The organism is Ruminiclostridium papyrosolvens C7, from assembly GCF_000421965.1.
GTDB classification, from domain to species: Bacteria; Bacillota; Clostridia; order Acetivibrionales; family DSM-1351; genus Ruminiclostridium; species Ruminiclostridium papyrosolvens_A.
The window spans coordinates 12,213-27,888 of the sequence record NZ_ATAY01000039.1; the positions used below are offsets into that span (position 1 = coordinate 12,213).

General features: G+C 35.0%; 15 protein-coding genes. All 15 read left to right on the forward strand.

Annotated elements, in window-relative coordinates:
- Positions 1-112: 112 nt before the first annotated feature.
- The 15 genes from L323_RS32565 (at position 113) to L323_RS41190 (ending at position 15,396) form a co-directional block, all read left to right on the forward strand.
- Entirely contained in the window at positions 113-2,137 is a 2,025-nt protein-coding gene (locus tag L323_RS32565) for a DUF4474 domain-containing protein (RefSeq protein ID WP_020815853.1), read from the forward strand.
- Positions 2,138-2,189: 52 nt separating this feature from the next.
- A complete protein-coding gene (locus tag L323_RS32570; protein WP_020815854.1) occupies positions 2,190-2,705 on the forward strand; it encodes a DUF5104 domain-containing protein in 516 nt (171 codons plus the stop codon).
- Positions 2,706-2,730: 25 nt separating this feature from the next.
- Positions 2,731-2,916 (forward strand): hypothetical protein, encoded by a 186-nt coding sequence (locus L323_RS41675; protein WP_020815855.1) that lies wholly within the window; start codon positions 2,731-2,733, stop codon positions 2,914-2,916.
- A gap of 86 nt (positions 2,917-3,002) precedes the next feature.
- A complete protein-coding gene (locus tag L323_RS41680; protein WP_347498791.1) occupies positions 3,003-3,266 on the forward strand; it encodes a DUF5104 domain-containing protein in 264 nt (87 codons plus the stop codon).
- On the forward strand, positions 3,263-3,865 hold the full coding sequence (locus L323_RS32580) for a class I SAM-dependent methyltransferase (protein WP_242835288.1): 603 nt from the start codon (positions 3,263-3,265) through the stop codon (positions 3,863-3,865). Before L323_RS41680 ends, L323_RS32580 begins: the two co-directional genes overlap by 4 nt.
- 609 nt (positions 3,866-4,474) lie before the next feature.
- A complete protein-coding gene (locus tag L323_RS32590; protein ID WP_020815858.1) occupies positions 4,475-4,867 on the forward strand; it encodes a VOC family protein in 393 nt (130 codons plus the stop codon).
- Between the two features lie 196 nt (positions 4,868-5,063).
- Entirely contained in the window at positions 5,064-7,613 is a 2,550-nt protein-coding gene (locus L323_RS32595) for a dockerin type I domain-containing protein (protein WP_020815859.1), read from the forward strand.
- Positions 7,614-7,821: 208 nt separating this feature from the next.
- Positions 7,822-9,240: a cellulase family glycosylhydrolase gene (locus L323_RS32600; protein ID WP_020815860.1), complete on the forward strand. Its 1,419-nt coding sequence runs from the start codon at positions 7,822-7,824 to the stop codon at positions 9,238-9,240.
- A 225-nt stretch (positions 9,241-9,465) separates the two neighbouring features.
- Positions 9,466-10,131, forward strand: coding sequence for a GPP34 family phosphoprotein (locus tag L323_RS32605; RefSeq protein ID WP_020815861.1), 666 nt, complete (start codon positions 9,466-9,468; stop codon positions 10,129-10,131).
- A gap of 15 nt (positions 10,132-10,146) precedes the next feature.
- Complete coding sequence (locus L323_RS32610) at positions 10,147-10,407, forward strand: helix-turn-helix domain-containing protein (protein ID WP_020815862.1); 261 nt, start codon at positions 10,147-10,149, stop codon at positions 10,405-10,407.
- A 311-nt stretch (positions 10,408-10,718) separates the two neighbouring features.
- The gene (locus L323_RS32615) at positions 10,719-11,714 is read left to right on the forward strand and encodes an MYG1 family protein (protein WP_020815863.1); all 996 of its coding nucleotides are present in this window, start codon (positions 10,719-10,721) and stop codon (positions 11,712-11,714) included.
- An 849-nt stretch (positions 11,715-12,563) separates the two neighbouring features.
- Entirely contained in the window at positions 12,564-13,406 is an 843-nt protein-coding gene (locus tag L323_RS32625) for a class I SAM-dependent methyltransferase (protein ID WP_020815865.1), read from the forward strand.
- Positions 13,407-13,703: 297 nt separating this feature from the next.
- On the forward strand, positions 13,704-14,168 hold the full coding sequence (locus L323_RS32630) for a transcriptional regulator (RefSeq protein WP_020815866.1): 465 nt from the start codon (positions 13,704-13,706) through the stop codon (positions 14,166-14,168).
- A gap of 278 nt (positions 14,169-14,446) precedes the next feature.
- Entirely contained in the window at positions 14,447-14,713 is a 267-nt protein-coding gene (locus tag L323_RS32635; RefSeq protein ID WP_020815867.1) for a hypothetical protein, read from the forward strand.
- 494 nt (positions 14,714-15,207) lie between these two features.
- Positions 15,208-15,396 carry a hypothetical protein gene (locus tag L323_RS41190; RefSeq protein ID WP_131451050.1) on the forward strand — a complete coding sequence of 63 codons (189 nt, stop codon included), beginning with the start codon at positions 15,208-15,210 and terminating at the stop codon, positions 15,394-15,396.
- The last annotated feature ends 280 nt before the right edge of the window (positions 15,397-15,676 follow it).

Sequence of the window (15,676 nt, forward strand, 5' to 3'; positions counted from 1 at the left end):
TTTGAAATCAACAATCAGCAATAAACAGAGTGGTATATTTTTTTTTCAATCCGGGTGTTACAAGCCCCCAAAAATTTACTTATATTTGAGTAAACTTTTTGGGAGTGATCTAATGCAGACTAAGATACTATTAAAAAAACCTGACCAATCGTCGCACAGAAATCCTCTGAACAGCAGTAAAAAGAATAATATGCCGACTGCAAATAAAAAAAATGTAAGAACAACAGATTACAAGAAATTAGTTCAGATAATGGCCAATAATCCAAATGCCATATCCAGAGATGAATTTATATTTTTACAATCAATAATAGGATACAGGCAGGCAATAGCCATGAGAGAGGAGGCAATACTACGTAAAAAGCAAGGAAAGTTGGATGGGAGTAGTTTAAGTTCCGAAGTTATAACTAATTCAAATAGCAAGAAGCAGGCATCTTCAAATATGGGAATGCCCAATAACTTGCGGGCAGGGCTTGAAAATTTATCCGGGGTTGACCTCTCAGAACTAAAAGTTCATAAAAACTCTGATAAACCACAGCAGATTGGAGCTTTGGCGTATACAAAGGGAAGTGATATACATATTGCTCCGGGACAGGAAAAACATCTTCCTCATGAAGGCTGGCACGCTGTACAGCAAATGAAGGGGAAAGTACGCTCTACTATTCAAATGAAATCGGATTTGCTTGTGAGTCATGATAATGGGCTTGAAAAAGAAGCTGATATTATGGGAAGTAAGGCTAAAAAAGAGGGCTCTAAAAGTAATACATTTCAGTACCCTAAATCTCCAAAACCACAGTCAGGTCATAATGCTAAAGTTATTCAGGGGTTTGGATTCAACCTCGGTAAACTGGCAGGGAACATAGTTAAAAAAGTAGCTAAAGCAGGTTCATCCGGTATAAAAACAGTAGGCAAAGCAGTTAAACATGCAGCAAAAGTAGGAACAAACGGAATAAAAGCGGTTGGAAATATAGTCAAGCACGCAGCAAAGGTAGGGACAAACGGTATAAAAGAAGTAGGAAATATTGTCAAGCACGCAGCAAAGACAGGGGCAAACGGTATAAAAGCAGTTGGAAATATGGTAAAACATGCAGCAAAAGCAGGATCAAACGGAATAAAAGCAGTTGGAAATATAGTAAAACATGCAGCAAAGCAAGGAATAAAGGGTCTAAAATCTGTAGGCAGTTTAGTAAAAAAAGGTGCAAAGCTAGGGGCAAAGGGGTTAAAAACTGCATTAAATGTTGTTAAGCAAGGGGTTAAATTAGGTGCTAAGGCAGGAACAAAAGTTATAAAGAAAGCAAAGAGTGTTGCAAAACAAGCAACGGGAGCATTTTCAAATCTTAAAAAAAGATTTGGCAAATTAGTAGATTTCGCTAAAAAAGAAGTTTATCAAACAGTTAAAAAGAATCCTTTGGCTTTTGTAAATGGTGTACTAGAAACTGGGAAATCTGGAATACAATTTGGCCTAAGCCTATATGAAAATTTTAGTAAAAATGATAATATGAAATGGAACGATAAAATAATGGATGCTGCTAAAGATACTTCTCTATATAAGAGTTTTGTCAAGAAAACTCAAAGTGGAGCTTGGCAGGAGTTATTTGAGGTAGGTGGCTTTGACAGAGATAAAAATGGAGTTTATCATGCACAGCAGGATGCACTGCAGCAATACGGCGGTTACAATGACCTTTATGATATTGTTTTCTATTTAGCCACTGACATGGGTAGAAAGAAGTTTCCGTTTAAAGTTGGAGAAAAAGGAAATGAAAAAGAATATATTGTTTGGTTATGGAAAGGTGACTATCTGAATCTTGGGGCAGGAGCTGAAACAGGAATATACACCGGCGGGGAACCTCATTGGTTCTCGGATGTGGATAATGCAATGCCAATGACATTATCTTTAAGAGATAAAGACGGAAACAGTATTTTCGAGTGGGATCCACAGAAGAAAAATTGGTGGTGTACGGGATTCAATCCAAAATATCAAAATGTAAAAGCTGCAGATCTTATTTCGGTAGGGACTATAGACTTTTCGCAACATTTGGATATGTGGGAATCTTTTTATAATCAATATAAATTTAATCGTAAAGTATGGAGTTTTGATACTAGCAAACATATTGCTACATATAAATGGGAAGGCAAATAATTTTATAAGTTGTTAGTATAATTATTTAATAATAACAAGGGGAGAATGGGGCATGAAGATTAAAAAATTACTATTATTGACTACCATAGTCGGACTTTCTTTAGGGCTGTCATCGTGCGGTTCCTTCAGCTCGAGGCTTACAAGAAATGATGAAAAAACCGCCGATGCACGTTTTAAAAATATTATTAAAGCAATAGAAAAGAAAGATAAGGAGGGGCTAAAAAAAATGTTCTCTCCTAGTGCACTAAAAGAGGCAAAAGACATTGACGATGGTATTGAATACATAATGAAATTTTATAAAGGTAATTTAAAAACAGAGGATGGTACTGTAGTAACTTCCGACTTCAAAGAAGATGGCGAAACGGGAAGTGAATTACAATGTTACTACAAGGTTAAAACGGATGAAGAATCATACACAGTTTTTTTTATTGATCAAATAATTGATAGTAAAAACTCTGACAATATTGGACTTTATATGTTGCAAATTATTAAGCAAGCTGATGAAGAAAAAGAATTTGATTGGGGAGATAAAACAAGGTGCGCGGGAATTTATAGACCAATAAAATAGCAAGATATAATTAAAGGACAGTATTATGAAAAAGTTAATATTACTTATAATAGTCGGACTTTCTTTAGGGCTGTCATCGTGCGGTTCTTTTAGCTCAAGGCTTATAAGAAATGATGAAAAAACCGCCGATACACGTTTTAAAAATATTATTGAAGCAATAGAAAAGAAAGATAAGGAAGGGCTAAAAAAATGTTCTCTCCTAGTGCACTGAAAGAGGCAAAAGATATTGATGATGGAATTGAATACATAATGAAGTTCTATTAAGGTAAAATAAAATCAAGGGATGATGGCACCGTAATAACATCAGATTCAAAAAATGAAGGTGTAAAGAAGAGTGAAATAAGATGTGGATACACAGTTACAACTGATGAAGATACTTATATAGTGTTTTTTATAGACCAGATCGTAGATAGAAAAAGCACTGATAATATTGGACTTTATATGTTACAAATAATAAAAGAGTCAGATAAGAAAAAAGAATTTGATGGTGGAGGAGAAAAGACAAGGTGTGCGGGAATTTACAGACCACAAAATACTACTATGAAAGAAGAAAATAAATGAGTGATATTAGTATAAAAAACGCCCAACGCTTTTTAGGATTTGCTGATACATATGATACTGCAAGACCACAGATGCCTTTGTATCCAATTAGTGTAATTGAGAACTATTTAGGGAAAATGCCTTACCTGGTGATAGACTTAGGTTGTGGAACCGGTTTATCTACATTAGTATGGCAAAACAATTGCAATAAAATAATTGGAATAGAACCAAGCGATGACATGATTAATGTTGCAAAAACAAAACAAACGTCGGGAGTAGAATTTGTAAAAGCATACTCCCACGAAACCGGCCTGTCTGACAGCATTGCTGATGTTGTTATTTGTTCGCAATCATTTCATTGGATGGAACCAAAACAAACACTTAGGGAAGTAAACAGAATATTAGCTCCTAACGGCATTTTTGCAACAGTTGACTGTGATTGGCCACCTATAAGTCATTGGGAGGTTGAGCAATCATATAAAAAATTATTTAACAAAGTCAGTATTATTGAAAATGAAAATAAGGAACTTCAGGATAATCATTTTAAATGGGATAAAAATAAGCACTTATTAAATATCGTGAGCTGTGGTTATTTTAGATATACCCGGGAGATAGTTTAAAAATACTGAAAATTGTACGGCAATGAGACTTGTTAATATTGCTTTAAGTCAAGGTGGTTTACAGAGTATTTTAAGGAAAGTACCTGAGGCTATTACTCCTGAGATAGATAGTTATAAAGAAAAAGTCTTTCAAATATTTGGTGACAAAGAGTTCAATATTGATTTTTGCTATAGAATGCGTATTGGTATAAAATAACTCTTAGCATTATTCTTTCCACTTAATTAGTGGAACTATCAGCAAGTATGAAACCATATATATAGTAAAACCAAAAGTAATAGCTAAGGCGACATCAATTTTGTTTCTATAATCCATATAACTTGATGCTGCTATAACAAAGGCTACAAAGCAGCACATTTCAATAATAATAGACCAATAAGGGACTGAAACAGTTTTTTTACATGATTTACAGATTGCCGTCTTTCTTGGGACAAATAGTTTATTAGGTTTCAGAGATAGTTTTGTACGGAATGAAAATGTTCTTTGATTACAATGAGGGCATTTAAACATATATTTCTCCTATTGGTAATAACGAGCAATTATAATATACTTCTAAATATTAAGCAATTTGTAAAATAAATAATTTGAATTTTAAATAAGAGGGTATTTATATGGGTGTTTTGTCTGGAAGTGTACATACGGGGTTATTCGTTGAAGATATCGAAAAGATGGTGTCGTTTTATAGAGATATACTGGGCTTTGAAACAGATTGGGATGGAGGACCATTTGCAAGCTTCAAAGTAAAAGATGGCGGGTTGTTTATGTTCGATAGGAAACAATTTGCCGCTTCTATGAATCAACCTTATTACCCACCAAAAGGATTTAATCAGACAATGGAAATTGGCATAGGCGTTCCTACTAAAGATGATGTGGATAGAGAATATAAACGACTAACGGCACTTGGTGTTAAATCCTTGACAGGTGAGCCGGTTACCCAACCGTGGGGACAAAGAAATTTTTGGATAGCTGACCCTGAAGGTAATTATATTGAAATTGGTTGTTAATTTAGCTACCTGCTATATTAAGTAGAAGCTTCTTGACATTTTCAGTATAATTTGATAAATTCGAACCATAAATAATATTTTTTTATATTCCGAAATTAGATTAACATCTTTTGCAATTGTCATGTCTAAATTTCATCAATAAAAATTTAAATTTTATAGAAATTATCGGATAACCAAATAAATGGAGGCGATAATAATGAAGTACTTTAAAAAGGTATGCATTACTCTGGCTGCTTTGCTTATCAGTACCAGTTTTGCTGCCAGCATAGGGACGCAATCTGTAAAAGCAGCTTCTTCAACAACTATTCCCTGCAGACAGCTTGAACGGCTGGATCGTGGAATTGTAGCTATTAATCAGGGAAATGGGAAGATTTATGTGGGTTGGCGTCTTCTTGGAACAGAACCCGGTAATATTGCATTCAATCTTTACCGAAAAACCTCCGGAGGCACTGAAGTTAAACTCAATAGCTCACCCATTACATCCAGTACAAATTATGTTGACAACGGGGTTGACACAACAAAGGATAACACTTACATAGTAAAAACTGTTTTAGACGGAATTGAGAGTAGTGAAAGTGAACAGTACACTTTGGCTGCAAGTACTCCTGTCAGACAGTATATTCCTCTAAAATTAAAAACCCTTCCCACCGGATATTATACAATGCATATAAATGTGGGTGACCTTGATGGGGACGGAAAATATGATTATATAGTAAAGCGTATGAATGATGACAGGTCTCCTGTGCAGGTAGAGGCATATAAATCAGACGGGACATTTCTATGGCGCATTGACCTCGGGCCAAATATCGAAACATACAACACAGCTATGACTTCGCCTCTTGTTGTATCGGACTTAAATAGTGACGGAAAGGCGGAAGTTCTTATAAAAACCGGTGAAAGCACCAGGTTTGGTGACGGTACTTTAATCGGGGACACAAATAATGACGGAATAACTAACTATTGTAATACGTCTTTAACAAGCTACCAGGTTCTATCAGGCCCGGAATTTATTTCTGTAGTAGATGGAATGACAGGTAAAGAGCTGAGCAGAGCAGATTTTATTGCAAGAGGAAAAGTTACGGACTGGGGAGATGACTATGGCAACCGGGCAAGCTTTATTTTTATGACAGTCGCATATCTGGACGGTATTCACCCAAGCGTGGTAATGTCAAGAGGCCCCGGAAATGTTATGAAAGTCGAAGCATGGGATTTCAAGGACGGAAAGCTTAGTCAGCGTTGGAAATGGGATGCTAGGAATCAGGTATTGCCTTCTGGCAAGAATTTCCCTGATTTTCATGCAATCCGTGCGGTTGATGTAGATAAGGACGGAAAAGATGAAATATCCTGGGGCGGCTCAATGCTAGATGATAATGGAACTTTGCTCTATGCCACAGAATTGACACATGGAGATCGGTTTATAATAGGGGATATTGATCCTGACCGTAATGGTCTTGAATGTTACGCAATACAGCAGAACAATCCGAGTCTTCTGGGTGCAGCCTTATATGATGCAGGTAATGGTACCTTGATTAAAAAAATGTATATGAGTGCAGTCGGTGATGTAGGAAGAGGGGATTGCGCTGATATTGATCCTAATTACAAGGGGATGGAAAGTTGGTCTACACTTGAGAATTTATACAACTGCAAGGGAGAGGTTATCGGTTCTGAAAAATCTTTTCCATACTTAAGTATATGGTGGGATGGGGATTTACTCAGAGAATTTTTTATAGGTACTGACTCAAATGGTTTCAATGCGGCAATCAATAAGTGGAATTACACTACAAAAACCAGCAACCGGTTATACTCTATTTATCAGGAGGGAGTCAAGTCTACATATGCAGGAAGACCGCCTTTTTATGGTGACATTATGGGCGACTGGCGTGAAGAAGTTATTCTTGAAACCACTGATAATTCGGAGCTTTGTATTTACACTACAACTATTCCCACGAACTACAGAATATATACCCTGATGCATAACCCGGCATACAGGAATTCTGTAGATGTTAAGGGATATCTGTCTTCTGTTTACCCTGATTTTTATCTGGGCGAAGGCATGGCAACGCCACCGGCTCCCAACATTTCAACAGGGGACGGAGAATTAATAAAAGCACTGAGAGTAAATGATTCCAACAATGCAGCTGACTGGTACATACAATCAAATTTGCAGGTTGGTGATACAGTTTATGGAGACAGAACATATAAATATACAAAAATTCCTCAGAGTTTTGCAGGTTCGGAATGGATAAGGACTGCATGTGACTCTAAAAGCTATTTATCTGAGGAAGCGTATTTTACGGCAAAAAAGGATATATCGGTTTATGTTGGCTTGGATTCCAGAATGACCAGTATCCCTTCATGGCTAAACGACTGGACAAAAACAGGTGAATCCTTAAACGATGATAACACAATTATCTTCAACTTGTATAAAAAGGATTTTCCTTCTGGTTCTGTTGTGAGGCTTGGAACTAATGGGGGATCTGCTACGTTTGTAAATTATACGGTTATTGTTAAACCAAATACGGCACCTGCTTTTCTTTATGGTGATGTAAATGGAGACGGTATTGTGGATGTTCTGGATTATAGTACAATGCGAAGTTATCTTCTACAGATAACAAATTCAATGCCATCTGCATATTGGCAGATGGCTGGGGATTTAAATTCTGATGGTGCTATTGACAGTATGGATTATTTGTATCTGAAAATGTATTTATTGGGGACAATTAAATCACTTACTGTTTCGCCATAAGTTAGAATAAAATACATAAGAGTATATCAGAAAGAAGGGATTGGGAGCGAAAGACTGCCAACCCCTTCTTTTGTGCTTTTTACTAGATGCAGTAAAAGCATTACTTTGGAAAGTATAAAAATTTATGATAAATTAGTACCAAAAATAATATTTTTTTACAAATAATTTAAGAGTATAAATATATTATTAAGAAAAAGGAGGTAATATTATGTTTAAATCCAAATCTTTAAAATTAATTCTTCTGGCTGCGGTTGTCATCTTTACAACTGTATTTTCCAGTCTTGGTTCAGGAGTATTGGCTGCATCTCTGACAAATGATTTTAATCAGCTAAATCAATCACAAATTGTTTCGGAAATGGGCGCCGGATGGAACCTGGGAAATCAGATGGAGGCCAATATTGACGGTATGCCATGGGAAGATGCATGGGGTAATCCTAAAATCACACAGGCCCTTATTACGAAAATAAAATCATTGGGCTTTAAAACAATTCGTATTCCGATATCATATTTGAAAAAAATAGGTGCTGCGCCGGATTATACAATTGACGCTACTTGGCTGGCAAGAATTAAAGAAGTTGTAGATTATGCTTTCAATGAGGGTATGTATGTAATTATAAACATGCATGGAGACGGCTATAACACAATTACCGGTTCATGGCTGCTTGTAAATTCCAATGATCAGGCAACTATTAAGGCTAAATATCAAAAAGTATGGCAGCAAATTGCAAATACATTTGTAAATTACGATGAGCATTTAATTTTTGAATCTATGAACGAAGAATTTGACGGCAATTATAGCAATCCAAACCCTACATACTATGCAAATCTGAATGCCTATAACCAGATATTTGTGGACACCGTACGACAAACCGGCGGAAATAACAGTGCAAGGTGGTTGCTGATTCCCGGCTGGAATACCAATATTGATTATACAACAGGTAACTATGGATTTGTCATACCTACAGATACTTACAGGTCTGCCACAATTCCGGCTTCTGAAAAGAGGATAATGATTTCCGTTCACTATTATTCACCATGGGATTTCTGTGGAGATAACTCAGGAACAATAACACAGTGGGGAGCAACAGCTACCGACAGTTACAGAAAATCAACATGGGGTCAGGAAGACTATATGGATTCCCAGCTTAAGGCCATGTACGATAAATTCGTAACACAAGGATACCCATTTGTTGTGGGAGAATGGGGAGCAGTAGATAAAACAAGTGCAGATTCTACTAATAATAAATATCGTCAGATTTTTGCAAAAACAATCTGCTCGTACTGCAAGAAATATGGTGGTGTTCCTGTTGTCTGGGACAATAACTACAATCAAGCCTATGGATTTGGTTTGCTTGACAGGAAAACCATGACTGTAACACAACAGGGATTTATTGATGCAATAATTAGCGGAATAGGCGCAGATACTACAAATCCAGGTGTTTTGGGAGATGTTAATGGGGATAAGGTGGTAGATGCTCTGGATGTTGCATTGTTTAAGCAATATCTCTTGGGAAAGGTAACTGTGACCCCGGAGGCTTTGAAGGTAATGGATTTCAATAATGATAACAGCGTGGATGCCATTGACTTTGCTATGTTAAAAAAATTGATATTAGGACCAATTTATTGAAAGGAAAAATGACAATAGGAAAACTTTTTGAACCATACTCCAAATCGATAAGGAAAAGCAAGAGAGGCCTTGTCCCGCAAGGGATATCGCCTCTTTTGTTGATTTGTGGCGACCTTAAAAAATATATTGACAATTGACAAGTATATGATAGACTTAAACGTAAGCAGTAAGTAGTAAGTAGTAAGTAATAAGTTGTTTGTAGATTTAAAGCGAGGAGAAAACACAATGAAAAATCTATCCTTTACGCAAGAGTTTTTTCTATGTGCTCTGAAACCACAGGGCAGTACAACATTAACGAATTCAACCGAAAGTTCGACCTGTCTTCTGGCTGGTGGTCTTCTGGAATTACTGATGGATTGTTATATTTCTATCGACGATAAAAAGAAAATGTTTGTAAATAAGGAATTGTCATCTGATAAAATGTATTTGACACCTGTATACGAATTAATCAAGAACAACAAACCTATGAAAATAGAAACAATCGCTGAGAAATATGCTTTTGATTTTGAGCGGCCAGATGAACTGTTCAAATCAGTTGGCCGCTCCATTGTTGAGGATGGGTATGTTATTGAAGAAAGTAATCAAGGACTATTCAAAAACAAAGTCCGCTTTTTACCAAATGAAAGTGAAGTAACCAAAGTTGTGGAGAAACTGCGGGCCGAATTTTTAGAAGATGGAAATGTTTCTGATGAAGCGATTGTATTAGGAGCGTTGTTAAATAAAAGCGGGTTAATAAAAAAGTACTTTTCAAAATACGAGCTGCAAAAGCTAAATGACCGTTTAAAGGAAATCAAACAGAGCGAAGCTGGAACTTTAATAAAGAACATGGTGGATTATATTGATACATGGATTGCAATAATGATTGCAATAATAAGTACATCTGTAGTTTGAAGTGGGGTGAGCTGATTGTCAAGGCAAAGACCCATGGAAATGATAGAAAATGCTGAATATGTTACAATTGGGGAATTAGTTCGTTTAACGGGTGTTCGATACAGTACTCTGAAATTTTACACAGAGGAAGGTATGCTTAAGTTTGAACAGGCAGAGGAGAACCTGACAAGACGATATAGAAGATCTGAAACTTTGGAGAGAATTCATGTGATAAAAAAACTAAAGGAGGACGGATTATCAATTCCTCAAATAAAAAAAGAAATAGAATCAATTTAATCTTACTGTTAGGGAGCGGCTTCGGTCGCTCTTTTCTTTATCCAGAATTAAGATTGTATTATAACGAAGTAGACTTGTAGTACAAGATTGAGGGTGAAGAACGGCAGAGCAGGAATCATTATACTGTACCGTGAAATCATCGTCGTCGGCTTAACCTAATACCCATGGGTCATAAAATGTCCCTATGGAAATGCGCCTAAACTTAACCTCTTGTTACTTGTTAATTCTTTATGAATCAAAATAACTTTGATAGAACACAATAATGTAAAAATAATTGCACAAATAATATAACTCCTAAAGGAAGGATTATTGTGGACAAATATAAAGAATTTAAAAAAGTAGGAACACACAGCGGCAAATTTCATGCTGATGAAGTAATGGCAACGGCTATTCTGAAACAAGTATTTGAAATTGAGCTGACCAGAACCAGAGACACGGAGATACTTGATAAACAGGATTTCATATACGATATCGGTAATGGCGAGTTTGACCATCATCAACTGGAAAAAGAGTACCGGGACAATGGTACTCCATATGCTGCTTCCGGACTGATCTGGAGGAAGTTCGGAAGGCAAGCAATATTATCAAATCATCCAGAAGTATCAGAAAATGAAGTTGAAACTATTTTCAGATATGTAGATGCGGTACTGATAGAGGGAATTGATGCAGCGGATAACGGTATCAGAACAACTGAGAACATCATTCCTACTATGTGCATATCCTCTATTATTGGTGGTTATAACCCTACATGGGATTCACCGGAATCAGTGGATGCGGCTTTTAATGATGCAGTAGGATTTGCGGAAGATATTCTGGAGAACTTAATAGATCAAAAGGTTTCAACACTTAAAGCGAGAACATTTGTAATAGAAGCATACAATAATCGTAAACGGCCGGAACTGTTAATATTAGATAACTCTTATCCCTGGGAACGTACATTAAAAGAAATTGATATAAATAAAGAAGTTCTGTTTGTAATTTATCCGAAAGAAGAAGGCTTCTATATACAAACAGTTCGTGAGTACGGTGAGGTGCGCAGAGATAGAAAGAGTCTTCCGGAGGAATGGGCCGGAAAAAGGGAAGAGGAACTGGGTAGCATTATTGGTATAAAAGATGCGGTCTTTTGCCATACAGCAAGATTTATAGCAAAAGCCGGTTCTTTTGATAGTATATTGAAAATGGCGGATATTGCTATTTCAAAGCCTGAGCCAAAGATAGAAAACAGGGTTGCAGTCAGAAATGTCTTTGATATTTTACGGTTAATTTTACGAAATAAATTAGTTATTAAAATAAGAAGAAATAGATGAAGAGAGTGAAAGCCAGCGTCTTTCGGCGCTGGCGGGATTATTAAGAAAAGCTGCTTCAAGATTTGTTTATCTTTACTGCTTCAAAAACAGTTTCTTCTGAGCAAGTTGGACATTTAAGTCTTAGCTCATAGATAATGGCAGTTTTAATATTACCGGCAGTTTTTATATAATCAGAATCACAAATGCTTTTACATTTTTTGCAGCGTAAATTATATTTTTTTGTTAATGAAGTGTTCCATTTAAATATCAATAGGATGGATATTATGCCGACTAAAAGTATAATTAATCCAGATATTACTATAAAAGTCATAACGAACTCCTTTTGTTAAACTCACTTCATTAATTATTATACAATAGTTACCAAAAATTAAATAGATTGGACAGAAATAAATTATAGTATATTATTTTTTATATAACCTGAGGCTAGTTTTACCTATTGATAGTTAGTGATTTAGTTTATTTTAAGTTTGTAATATTGATGGAATATAAGTAATTTGAAATCTGAATAGTGCTGCAGTAAATTAATATCATCCACTACCCTACATTCAGTAAAGAGGTGTGGTTTTTTTTATTGCGCATAATTAGTTGATTGCGAGGTTAAGCACAATTGGCAACAGATTTACTTTTTCTTTCGAAATATAATTTTAAAAACTACATATCCTGGTGTTCCAAGAAAAAAGCAAACCATTCCAGTATTAGATTTGGCAGTTTGATAGTAGTATCCTTTATTTGTGAAGTTTATGATTATTAATATAACGTACTATAACTATAACCATTTTTTATCTTGCTAAAAATTTTCCCATGTCTTACTATGTTAAAAGTAAGTAATTTATATAAGGAGATGCGATTATGTTCAATGAACTTAAAAAATACACAACAAAACCCAAATTATATGCTCCAAGCACAAATAAATTTTGGGATGATGAACATATCTCCAAAGGTATGTTGGAAGCTCACCTAAATCCAAATTGGGATGCGGCAACTCGCAAATCTGAATTTCTCGATAAATCAGTAAACTGGATTTCAAAAATTGCACCATCGCCTCAATATAAGTTTTTACTTGATTTAGGTTGTGGACCTGGATTATATGCAGAGAGGTTTAATAGTGCTGGATATTCTGTTACTGGGGTAGATTTTTCTAAACGTTCCATTGCATATGCAAAGGAACAAGCGTTACTTAATAAAAGCAATATCCAGTACCATTATAAAAACTACTTAACAATTGATTATATAGAAAAGTTCGATGTAATAATATTGATATATTGTGATTATCCAGCATTATCAAATACAGACAGGCTCATTTTATTGAGAAAAGTATATCAAGCATTAAAGCCGAACGGAAAATTTATTTTTGATGTATTTACACCTCTTATGAGAAAACATGAAAGTCGTTCATGGTATTACTGTGAAGATGGTGGATTTTTGTGCGAGAAGCCACATATTTGCTTAGAATCCGTTTATCAATATAATGATGAAGATAATACAGAATTAAGGCAGTCTATTGTGATTACCGAAGAAAATGTAAATTGCTATAATATATGGGACCATTTTTTTACTAAGGAAGTACTGCTAACAGAAATTCAGACTGCAGGTTTCAATGCATATGAATTTTATGGCGATATTGCTGGGAAGGAATTTTCAGATACAGGAGAACTATTTGTGGTGTTTTTACAAAATAGAAGCTTCGGATAGTATTAATCAAAATACGAAGTTAAGTTGGTTCACTATTTTTACATACCAAGAAATCATTCTATTACCGTATATTCAGTAATTGAAAATGCGGTTTTTTACTTCCTATTTTAGGGCGCAGTTTTAGTCTATCACGAACTAAATTTGAACATTGATAATTGAATAGTGCGGTAAAGGAGTGAAACTTGACACAGAATTCTTACAGACGTAGTATTATTTGTAATGAATTGTTTTTAAATCAGTATTGTTATTAAATTCGAATCAAACAATAGTAAAAGTAAAAAAGTAGGAGGCATTTACATGCAAAATGTAAGAATAATCAAAATACCGCAATTAAAAGTGGTAAGCTCTGGAGCAATAACTAATACGGAGGAATTTGAGGCGTTTGATAGGTGGTGGTCAGCAATAGATGTGAGTCGTTATATTACACCTCGTGACTTTATGTGGTATAACGAGAAAGAAAAATATATGGAATGGGTTTTTGCTGTTCCTGATAATTATAAAAATTTCGGTAATTATAAGTTAGTAGATTTTCCAGGCGGTCTTTATGCTGTTGCAACGTCCATAGACACTGATGAGGATTGTAATATTGCAAAAGAACAAATTCGTAAATGGGTAATTGAAAGTGGTTGTTTTGAATTATCAACAGAAGAAAATGATACAACTATACGTTATGCAATGGCTCATGTGTTAACACCAAAAATCTTTAAAGAAAAGATGGGATATCATTTATCTGATAATTTTGTGCCAATCGTAACAATATAATTTGCAACCTTTATATATCAAGAATCATTCTATTACCGCACATTCAGTTTTTTAATGATGTGCGGTTTTTTACTACCCATTTTAGGGCGCAGTTTGAATATATTGCAAACCAAGAAAGTTGAACATTGACAACTGAATAATGCGGTATTTGTATCAATTTAAATACATTGACTCCAATTAATTTCAAATATAGTATAAATGTAATGAGTTTTTGCATATAAGGCAGAATTGTTGAAAATGGTGAAATAAGTTCTGTTATATTAAATGGAGGGAACGTTATGTATGATTTAGAAAGAACAAAGAAAACAATTATAATCATGTTTTGTCTTTCGGCAGTTTCATTAATATTAACTTTTATAGGGTTTGCGGGTGGTGGAGAAGAATTAATAAGGTATGGCTTTATGAATAACCCAGGGCATACTATTCTGATGTTTGTTAGTGCTGGAGTGTTCATCATATCCATATTAACAGGATTTGGATTTAAAGCCTTATTCAAAGATATTACCGAGGAATTAAAATATATAGATAGTAAAAAACAAAATTAGCTCTGTCTACTGCTTATGGTTCACTATATTTATATTCCATGATTTAACTTACGATAATGAACTAGAAATCTTAACAAACAACTGAATATACCATAAATCAGTACCGCATTATTCAGCAAATGAAAGTGCGGTGTTTTTTATTAAAATTTAGTTCGTAATATAGCGGGAATATGAACAAAGAAATATGATCTTTGGAAACTGAATAGTGCGGTACTTTAAAAATTTATTGACTCGTTATCATTCCAAATATAGTATGGATGTAATGGTTTCATATAAAGCAAAGTTGGTTGTTAATGTGAAGCGAATATTATTTATACTGAGGGTGGAATAAAAGATGGATGCTTATGAGCTTATGATAAAAATAAATCACTATTTAATAAAAGGTGGAAGGTTAACTGACTCACAAAAAGATAGTATGGTATTTTTGGCTTTGCCTGTCTGAACTACAATTTGAGATCGCTGAGCCTGAGATAAAAAAACATCTAGGTGAAATTATGTCCTGGCTGACAACCAAGAGTGCGGTCATGAACAGCGAACATGATAAAACGATTCACCCTGTGATTTTCTGTATGCTTCGTAACCTAATGGGCAGATATCCAGAATACGCATACATAAAAGAACGCCAACCTTACATAAGTGTCAAAGACGGAAGACTACATTTTGATATATCCCAAGCAAAATAAGCATAGTATTTAAGTTTGAAAAATCAGTACTGCATATTCAGTAAATGAAAATGCAGTTTTTTACTGCCCATTTTAGGGCGCAGTTTTAGTCTATTACGACGTAAATTTGAACTTTGAAAAATGAATAGTGCGGTGATGAGTGAAACTTGACATAGCAATTTTTCGGATGTAGTATTATTTGTAATCAATTGCTCTGAATCGGGATTGTTAAATATTATGATATATGACTTATCCGCAAAGGTTAGTTAATTAAAATTTAACGTCTAAGGAGATGTTATCT

Excerpts from the sequence above, each read along its gene's own strand:
- L323_RS32565 (WP_020815853.1), top strand. The coding sequence starts at position 113 with ATGCAGACTAAGATACTATTAAAAAAACCTGACCAATCGTCGCACAGA.
- L323_RS32570 (WP_020815854.1), top strand. The coding sequence starts at position 2,190 with ATGAAGATTAAAAAATTACTATTATTGACTACCATAGTCGGACTTTCT.
- L323_RS41675 (WP_020815855.1), top strand. The coding sequence starts at position 2,731 with ATGAAAAAGTTAATATTACTTATAATAGTCGGACTTTCTTTAGGGCTG.
- L323_RS32580 (WP_242835288.1), top strand. The coding sequence starts at position 3,263 with ATGAGTGATATTAGTATAAAAAACGCCCAACGCTTTTTAGGATTTGCT.
- L323_RS32590 (WP_020815858.1), top strand. The coding sequence starts at position 4,475 with ATGGGTGTTTTGTCTGGAAGTGTACATACGGGGTTATTCGTTGAAGAT.
- L323_RS32595 (WP_020815859.1), top strand. The coding sequence starts at position 5,064 with ATGAAGTACTTTAAAAAGGTATGCATTACTCTGGCTGCTTTGCTTATC.
- L323_RS32600 (WP_020815860.1), top strand. The coding sequence starts at position 7,822 with ATGTTTAAATCCAAATCTTTAAAATTAATTCTTCTGGCTGCGGTTGTC.
- L323_RS32605 (WP_020815861.1), top strand. The coding sequence starts at position 9,466 with ATGAAAAATCTATCCTTTACGCAAGAGTTTTTTCTATGTGCTCTGAAA.
- L323_RS32625 (WP_020815865.1), top strand. The coding sequence starts at position 12,564 with ATGTTCAATGAACTTAAAAAATACACAACAAAACCCAAATTATATGCT.
- L323_RS32630 (WP_020815866.1), top strand. The coding sequence starts at position 13,704 with ATGCAAAATGTAAGAATAATCAAAATACCGCAATTAAAAGTGGTAAGC.
- L323_RS32635 (WP_020815867.1), top strand. The coding sequence starts at position 14,447 with ATGTATGATTTAGAAAGAACAAAGAAAACAATTATAATCATGTTTTGT.
- L323_RS41190 (WP_131451050.1), top strand. The coding sequence starts at position 15,208 with ATGTCCTGGCTGACAACCAAGAGTGCGGTCATGAACAGCGAACATGAT.